The sequence below is a fragment of the Candidatus Hydrogenedentota bacterium genome (genome assembly GCA_035416745.1).
Taxonomy (GTDB): Bacteria; Hydrogenedentota; Hydrogenedentia; order Hydrogenedentales; family SLHB01; genus UBA2224.
Genome location: DAOLNV010000001.1, coordinates 291,108 through 299,184 on the forward strand (window position 1 = coordinate 291,108; position 8,077 = coordinate 299,184).

6 protein-coding genes are annotated in these 8,077 nt (G+C 60.6%); 4 read left to right on the plus strand and 2 right to left on the minus strand.

Annotation, left to right across the window (positions count from 1 at the left end; translation table 11 throughout):
• Positions 1–17 precede the first annotated feature (17 nt).
• The gene (locus tag PLJ71_01185) at positions 18–179 is read right to left on the minus strand and encodes a hypothetical protein (protein ID HQM47265.1); all 162 of its coding nucleotides are present in this window, start codon (positions 177–179) and stop codon (positions 18–20) included.
• A gap of 43 nt (positions 180–222) precedes the next feature.
• Positions 223–2,928 (minus strand): right-handed parallel beta-helix repeat-containing protein, encoded by a 2,706-nt coding sequence (locus PLJ71_01190; GenBank protein HQM47266.1) that lies wholly within the window; start codon positions 2,926–2,928, stop codon positions 223–225.
• A 186-nt stretch (positions 2,929–3,114) separates the two neighbouring features.
• On the opposite strand from PLJ71_01190, the gene PLJ71_01195 reads away from it, so the two are divergent.
• The 4 genes from PLJ71_01195 to PLJ71_01210 all read left to right on the plus strand — a co-directional run.
• On the plus strand, positions 3,115–4,101 hold the full coding sequence (locus PLJ71_01195) for a sugar ABC transporter substrate-binding protein (protein HQM47267.1): 987 nt from the start codon (positions 3,115–3,117) through the stop codon (positions 4,099–4,101).
• Between the two features lie 46 nt (positions 4,102–4,147).
• Positions 4,148–5,113: an ABC transporter permease gene (locus tag PLJ71_01200; GenBank protein ID HQM47268.1), complete on the plus strand. Its 966-nt coding sequence runs from the start codon at positions 4,148–4,150 to the stop codon at positions 5,111–5,113.
• A 47-nt stretch (positions 5,114–5,160) separates the two neighbouring features.
• The gene (locus tag PLJ71_01205; protein HQM47269.1) at positions 5,161–7,269 is read left to right on the plus strand and encodes a polysaccharide lyase family 8 super-sandwich domain-containing protein; all 2,109 of its coding nucleotides are present in this window, start codon (positions 5,161–5,163) and stop codon (positions 7,267–7,269) included.
• A 252-nt stretch (positions 7,270–7,521) separates the two neighbouring features.
• The coding region (locus PLJ71_01210; protein ID HQM47270.1) for a cation:proton antiporter at positions 7,522–8,077 on the plus strand (556 nt) is incomplete at its 3' end.

Consider the following 8,077-nt stretch of genomic DNA (forward strand, 5'->3'; position numbering starts at 1 on the left):
CGCCTGCGCTACTCCAGCTACGCCAGGTTGAAACGATAATGCAGGGCGCTGCTGATCACGCCGATGGCGCCGTCGGGCGTCTGGATCGACGCCAGGTAGCCTTTCGGCTCGGCATGCGTTGCGTCCATCACGAATTCTCGGGTCCACGCGCCTCCGTCGAATGTCGCGGCTTCGTTCACTCCGGTGACCAGTTTCCGCACCGGCCACGTCGCGACGGCGAAACTATGGCTGTGCCTGCTCGAGGACGATGTTGTCGAGGTAGAACACGCCGTCCACGTCGCCGTCCGCAACAAAACCCAGCCAGGCCACATGCCGGAAGTCGCTATTGCCGAAAGGCAATCCTTCGGCCACCACCGGGTCCTGACCCGGCACCGTCACGGTCACACTGAACGTGCCGCTGCTCTCCTTGCCAAGGGACGTTCTGATCTCGACATGAAACCATTGTCCTGCGGGCACTTTGAGCAATGGCCTGTCCATGGCGGTCAACGTTCCGTCGCTGCTGATATGGATTCGCGGACCCGCCTTGTATGGATGACCGCCCGAGCGCCATTCGCAATACATAATTACACCGGGTTCCACACGAATATCGAAACTGCCCACAACATTTCCCCCAAACACCAGGGGATGGTAGAAGAAATGCGGATTGTAGGGTTGGTCGAGCCCGGGTTTGTCCTGGATCTTGAGACTTCGAGCTCCGCCAGCCGCCGTTTCATCGGTGACGAGGATGGTAGCCTCGGCTGTTGTCCCCGACGTGGCGGCATTCTTTGGCCCTGCGCCGGGGGGCGTGTCTTCGAAATCGTCGCGCACGAACTTGGGCTCGAAGGGCGCGGGCAGCTCGGAAGGGGGATGCTCGACGCGTTTCGGCGCCTCGACCCACGCCTCGTCCCCATACAGGCCGATGCCGCTCGTGTCAATAGGCTCAAACCCAATGCCGAGGGCCGGCGAATCCGGTTTCAGGTGAAAATCCAGCGCCTGCGGGTTTTCGAATAGCGGATCGGCGACGAGCGAGTGTTCGTCCTGGCCTTTTGCCCGCCATTGCTCCAGCGTGTTTCCCGCAAACAGGATGTTGCCGCCGAGCGATTCATCCCAGTAACAGTTGAAATCGAGGTCATACTGATTATCGCTCCAGTTGCTGCTCAGGAGCTGGCCGTTGTTGAAGTAGACAATGTTGCGCCGGAACGTGAACGACAGGTGTTCCTCCATCCGGGTGCGCTGAATCTGCCCTTCCTGCGAGTACGCGAAAATGTTGTTCTCGATGCGGTTCTCCTGGCCGTAATGCTGATGGAAACCGCCTGTCTTCGTGTTGTATACGAGGTTGTTCTCGATGCGCAGATACGAGCTGCCTTCGTCGGGATAGATTCCCCAGCCCCCGTACGAATACGAAACCACATCGTGAATGTGGTTGTACCGGCACACGGTCCCCGGCGCGCGCCCAAGCAGGTAGATGCCGCCCATATCGCTCAGATACCGTTTCCCCAGATGGTGAATATGGTTGTACTCGATGATGTTGTGGTTCGCCGAACTGGGCGCGTACCCCCACGACCAGCCCACCGACACCCCCGTGTAGTAGAAGTCGTGAATCTCGTTGTGCGAAACGGTGTTGTAAGAACTCCTGCCAATCCACACCCCCACCGCGGGGTGGTAGATGGTTCCGCCGTCGTGGATCCAGTTGTTGTCGGCCACGTTGAGGCGGCACACCTGGTATGACGTCGCCGCGTCGCCCATCTCGCCCAGTCGTACACCACCTGCGCCAAGGTCGTGGATATGGTTCCTGGCGATAAGGTTATCCTCGCATCCCTCGCCGAACCAGACTCCGTAGTTGCTGACATGGGCGATATCGCAGTTCTCGACGGAACAGTTCCGCGCCCCCCGGGCCTGGAACGCCGCGTTGACCGAGCACGCGGCCTGCTGGCTGTTCATGCCCTCCGACGGAAGGCTGTAATCGGTGTGATAAAACGCAATGCCTTTGAAGTGAAGATGCTCCACGAAAGCGCCGCCGGCCGTATCGCCCTGAAGCACGATCAATTGCTGCGCAACCGGCGCGATGACCTCCGCGGTGTCCATCTCCTCCCCCGGTTTCGGGATGTACGAGACTGTTTTCGTCTTGCGCTCGAGATACCACTCGCCGGGCGCGTCCAGGCCCTCCAGAATGTTCTCCACGTAATACCGTTGTCCTGGCCCGGACCACCGGTTGAAGTCCCACCCGCCTTCAGGACGTTTCATGATCAGCAGGCGCTGTTCCCTGTCAATCCGCTCAACGGGAAGCTTCGTGATGTCCCACGAATGAAGTCCCACCACGAGCACGTCCTCGATGTTCTGCCACTCCTGCACGTCTCCTTCCTTATACCGAATGGCATTGTGCGGGCTGACAACCGGTTTCTGGGTGTTCGGGTCATTTATGACGGGCGCCGTCCCGTCGCTGATGAAGTTGTCTCCGTTAGGACTGCGTGCCGGGCCGCGAAACTCGCCGTTCACCCACAACGCGCAGAACGGCGAGGGACGAGGCCCCGCTTCCGGCACGATTGCCCGCCAGACCCCGCCATCCTGCGTCCAGCCTGTAACAGGGACTCCGCCGCTGACAACCGGATGCTCGCCCGGATACGCTTCGTATGTGATCGGCGCCGTGGGCGACCCCGTGTCTACCGGCTCGAAGACGATAGGCGCCGTTACACGGTACACGCCGTTCCGCAGTTGTACCGAGACAGGCCCCGGCAACCTGCCAGCGCCTTTCATTTCCCGCAACAAATCGCGCGCGCCCGTGATAGTCGCGCGCGGCCCGTCCGTCCCCTCGGCATTGGGTTCCGGCAGGGTTCCCGACCACGCATCGTTGCCGTTGGGCGCGACATACAATTGCAGCGCCGTATCGCCGGCATGGGCGACGGAAAGGGCCGCAACAATCGCAGCTACAAGGATGAGTCTCTTGCACATGACGCTTCTCCTGAGTTCTTGGGATTTTGGAGACACAATACCCAATTCTGCTTCCAGGTACACCTTTTCCCTTTCCGCAACTATGTTCTATACAAAGAATAGTGTATTGTTTCCCCAAAATTCGGTGCGCTATCATACGCCCCTACAAGCCAGAAACCGGCGGGAACAACCTTGGAGGAAAGACGTATGCGGGGAACATCCGGCATTCTCAAAGGCGTCACGGCCACCTTGATTGCTATTGCCCTTGCCCTATGCACCGGCTGCGGCGGAGACCAGACGGCTTCCCCGGGTCCACGCGATGTCGCGAGCCAGCCAGCCAAACCCCGCGTGGCCCTCATCATGAAATCCCTCGCCAACGAGTTCTTTCTCACCATGGAGGAGGGGGCTAAGGCTCATCAGAAGGCAAATGCCGGCACGTACGACCTCGTAGCGCAGGGCATTAAAGACGAACGCGACGTCAACCGGCAGGTACAGCTTGTCGAGCAGATGATCGCACAAGACGTCGACGCCATCGTGATTGCCCCCGCGGACTCGAAACTCCTCGTATCCGCCTGCCAGAAAGCCATGGACGCCGGCATCGTGGTCGTCAATATCGACAACAAGTTCGACAGCGGCGTGCTGGCCGAGCGCAACGTCCAAATCCCCTTTGTGGGACCTGACAACCGCAAGGGCGCGCGCCTGGTCGGCGAATATCTCGCCGGAAAACTTTCGCCAGGCGATCCCGTGGCCATCGTCGAAGGCATTCCCACCGCCTTCAACGCCATCCAGCGCAAACTGGGATTCGAGGATGCCATGAACGCCGCAGGCATGAAAATCGTCGCCTCCCAGTCCGGCAGTTGGGAAACTTCGAAGGCGAACCAGGTCGTCTCGGCGGTGATCACCGAAAACCCGAACATCAAGGCCTTCCTGTGCGCGAACGACAGCATGGCCCTGGGCGCGGTGGCCGCTCTGCGCGCTGCCGGGAAGCTCGAGTCCGTGCGCGTGGTCGGGTTCGACAACATCTCCGCGGCCCAGGAACTCCTCAAGAAAGGCGAGCTCCTCGCGACGGCCGACCAGCACGCGGACCAGCTCGCCGTCTTCGGCATCGAGTACGCGTTGAAGATGATCGGGGGAGAAGCCCTCCCCGAAGATTACGAAACCCCCGTCGACCTTGTTACGGCCGAAAACCTGTAAGCATCATGCAGCTAATCCGGGGCCCGCACCGAGAAAGAAGTTCTGAATGAGCAGCGGCAGACGTTCCTATATCTTTCTGCTCGACTATCTCGGGCTTACCGTCGTCCTGCTCTTGCTCATCGCGGGATTCAGCGTATTCACCGAAAATTTCTTCACCCTCACGAATTTCCGGACCATCGTGAACCAGACTCCCGACGCGGTCGTTATCGCTGTCGGTATGACCTTCGTGTTGATCATCGCGGGCATCGACCTTTCAGTGGGGTCGGTGCTTGGGCTGAGCGAGGCCGTTCTCGCAGTCTGTCTTCATCGCTTCGGATTGCCTATGCCGGTTGGAATCGCGGCCTGCCTGGGCACCGGCCTGCTATGCGGCGTCCTCAACGGCGCCACTACCATCACGTGGCGGCTGCCCTCATTCATCGTGACCCTGGGCATGCTCGAGATCGCTCGCGGCGGCGCATACCTCGTGACCAATTCCCGCTCGATCTACCTGGGCACGCAACTCGGAGGTTTTGTTTCGTTGCGCATCGGCGGCGTCTCCATGATGTTCGTGATCGCCGTTCTCGTCGTTGTTGCGGGGCAGATTGTGCTGTCGCTCACGGCATTTGGACGCCATCTCTTTGCGATCGGGTCCAATGAAGAATCGGCCCGGCTGTCGGGCATCCCCACGCAACAGTTGAAGGCGGCCGTGTTCGCACTAAGCGGATTCCTTGCCGGTTTGGCGGCGCTGATCAGCGCGGCGCGGCTCGAGGGTGTCAATCCGGAAGACGGCATCGGTTACGAGCTGCAGGCGATCGCGGCCGTCGTCATTGGCGGCACAAGCCTTTTCGGCGGCCGCGGGTCAGTGGTTCGCTCGTTTCTCGGCGTCATGATCATTGCGGTGCTCGCGGGCGGTCTGGCTCAGGCAAATGCCCAGGAGCATACCAAACGCCTCGTAACGGGCATGGTCATTGTTGCTGCCGTGATCATCGACTACTACCGCAACCGGTTGCGCGCTTCGAGTGTTTCCGGATAGTCAACGGGAGCATCCCGGCCGGTCAACGGTCCAAACGAGGTACTGCCATGCTCAAGACGTTGCTTCTTGCGGCCATCGCCTTCCCCATTCTCTCGGTGTGCGCCTTTGCCGGCGCGTACGAGGACCAAATCGCCGATATACGCGAAATCAAACAGCGCATCACCGCCGCGTGGCAAACCCCCAACACAGACCTCGACGGAACGGTAGCCAGGCTGCTCTCCGCTGAAAAAGGCTGGTGGGCCGAATATACGCTCGAACATCCCGGAATCTACCACCATGGAGGAGCGTTCGGTCCGCCTCTCACTCTCGCGCGCGCCTACGCGAGCCCGCAAAGCGCGCACCACGCCAGCCGGGAGGTCCTCGCATCCATCGAAGCCGGTCTCCGTTATCTGCAGACCATGGTTTATCCCGGCTGCAAACGCGTCGGAAACTGGTGGTCGTGGGACATCGGCATGCCTATTAAAATCCTTCCCATGCTGTTTCTGCTGGAAGGGACCATGAACCCTGAATTGTACGATGCCTACGTCAAAACCGTGACGTACCTCCTCCGGTGCGAAGATGAAATCCAGGCGCAAGGCGCCTGGCAACCGCCCGCGCAACCGTTTGTCGGCAAGACGGATACCAACGCGCTCTGGGTTGCTCATCGCTGTTTACAGTTGGCTGTCCTGCTTGAGAATCCCGCCATGGCAGGCAAATGGTCGGACCGCTCGTTCGGCGAGATGGGCGAACCCGGCGATGGTTTTCTGCAGGCTGACTACAGTTACAAGTTCCACGGCGCAATTCCCATGTGGGCGTACGGCCGCTCCTTTCTCCAAGACTATGCCGAGATGGTCAAGACGTACGAGGGAACGTATCTCGGGCCCAATGGCGCCCAACTCGGCCGCTACGCCGCGATGACCGGCCATTTCGTCGACGGATTCCTGTATCGCGGGCGTATCTGCCCGGCCCTCATCGGCCGCGAGATCAGCCGTGGACCCGAAACCTACCGATCTTCCTGCGGATTTGCCGCCGCCGATGCGCTTGCGGGTTCCAGCCATCCCCAAGCATCCCATTTTGTTGCGCTTGCCGCACGCGAGGCGGGCTATCTCGGCTGGACGCCGCCACAACCCGCCATCGAACCCGCGCCGCCCAGCACAGGCGTTTTCGCTTATCCCGACAGCGATTTCCTCCAAGTCACCCGCGCGGATTGGGCCCTGGGCATCAAAATGCACTCCGCGCGTAACAAAGGCTACGAATCCATCAACCAGGAAAATCTCCAGGGATGGTTTTTCAGCCACGGAAGCATGTTCTATTTTCTTGACGGCGACGAGTGGCGCAATTGCTGGCCTACCATCGATTGGACCCGGCTTCCGGGCACGACCGCCGCCGTCGAGCGCAAAGAGCAGAACGAGTCCCCGTTTGTTGGGCTCGTTCCCGTATCCGGCGACACCGCGTTCGCCGCTGAAGAGCTTCGCGCCGGCGGTTTTCAGGCCCGCAAGCTTTGGCTGGTTGACGGCGGCGTCATCCTGTGCGCGGGCGCAGATATCGCAGGTCCCGGCCGGGTTGAGACAACCATCATTAACCTGCCATTGCCGCTCGATGCCGAAGCCGTCGTCGATGGCCAATCCCTCCCGAACGAGGCCTTCGAAACAGACGCCGTGGCCTCCTGGATATGGGCGAAGAATGTGGGCTATGTCTTCCTCGAGCCCACCAGACTCCATCTGTTGCGTGAAACTCGGCAATCCGACTGGCATTCAATTCGCGGCGACCATGTGGGCGGCAAGGGCAGCGTCGAGACGCAGGCCTATTTCACCGCGGTCATCCCTCACACCGCGGATATGCCCGCATACGCCTACGCGTTCTGTCCGCGCCGCGCTTCCAGTGAGATGGCCGAGGCAGCTCAGGCGGTCCGAAGCTCCTATGCCCTCGATATCAATCCTCACGGTGCGCGCGTCGAGTATCCCGCCGGCAACGCCTTCGCCTTCTGGGAACCGGGTGTGCTTCAGAACGTCGAGACGGACCGAAGCTGTCTGCTCGTTATGCAAGGCGAAGACATCCACGTGGCCGACCCCGCATGGCGGGACGGGCCATTCACGCTCAAAGTCCATGGCCGCGCTCTCGAACCCGTCATATGCCAGCGCGGACGTTCCGTCATGGTCAAGAGCGCGAAACCATAGTCCAATCCATCTTCCGAGAGCCTGTTCAGCGGGCTGCCGACAGGTCTTCTCCGCCGTGGCGCCGTGTTCTGACCGCGCCACTCTTGCGGCCACAGGGTCGCCATCGTTCGAGCAGTGCAGGACGGGATCTAAGCGGCCAGAGGGACTCAAAGGATGCCGAGAGGGCAGGGGGTACCTCGGGTTGCCGCGGGCCGGCTCGGCTTCGTCGCGAGTCCATGCGGGCGGCGTGGAACACCTGATTGACGAGAATGCATGCCGCTCTCTATTCTAGCCTTGCTGTACGGGCTGCGTATCGAAGGCTTCCCGTGTAGTGGGCTCAATACAAGTATGGGGAGCGCTCTTGATCACTCTTCATCTGTTGCGGGGCCCAAATCGTTGGCCGGTTGTGCCGTGAACGCCTTGACTGCCTCGGGCTTCTTCGGGGCTGTCCAACCGGCATGCGATTCAGCACCAGCAAACAGCATCCGCGGAACGGGAGAAAGCACGGAAGACGTGAATAGCCAAAACGTCATGTTAATGCTCCTATCCTTCGGGATCTTGCTGGCCGTGGCACGTTTACTCGGCGAGTTGGCGGAAAAGCTGCATCAACCGGCAGTTCTGGGTGAGCTTCTCGCCGGTATTCTCCTCGGACCGACCGTATTGGGCAACATGGCTCCGGCCGCGGTCCAGTTTCTCTTCCCCCCACAAGGCCCGAACGCCGTTGCCCTTGAAGCCCTGTCTACTCTGGCCATTGTGCTGTTCCTTTTGGTAGCCGGCATTGAAGTGGATCTGTCAACCGTCTGGCGGCAAGGAAACGTTGGGCTCAAGG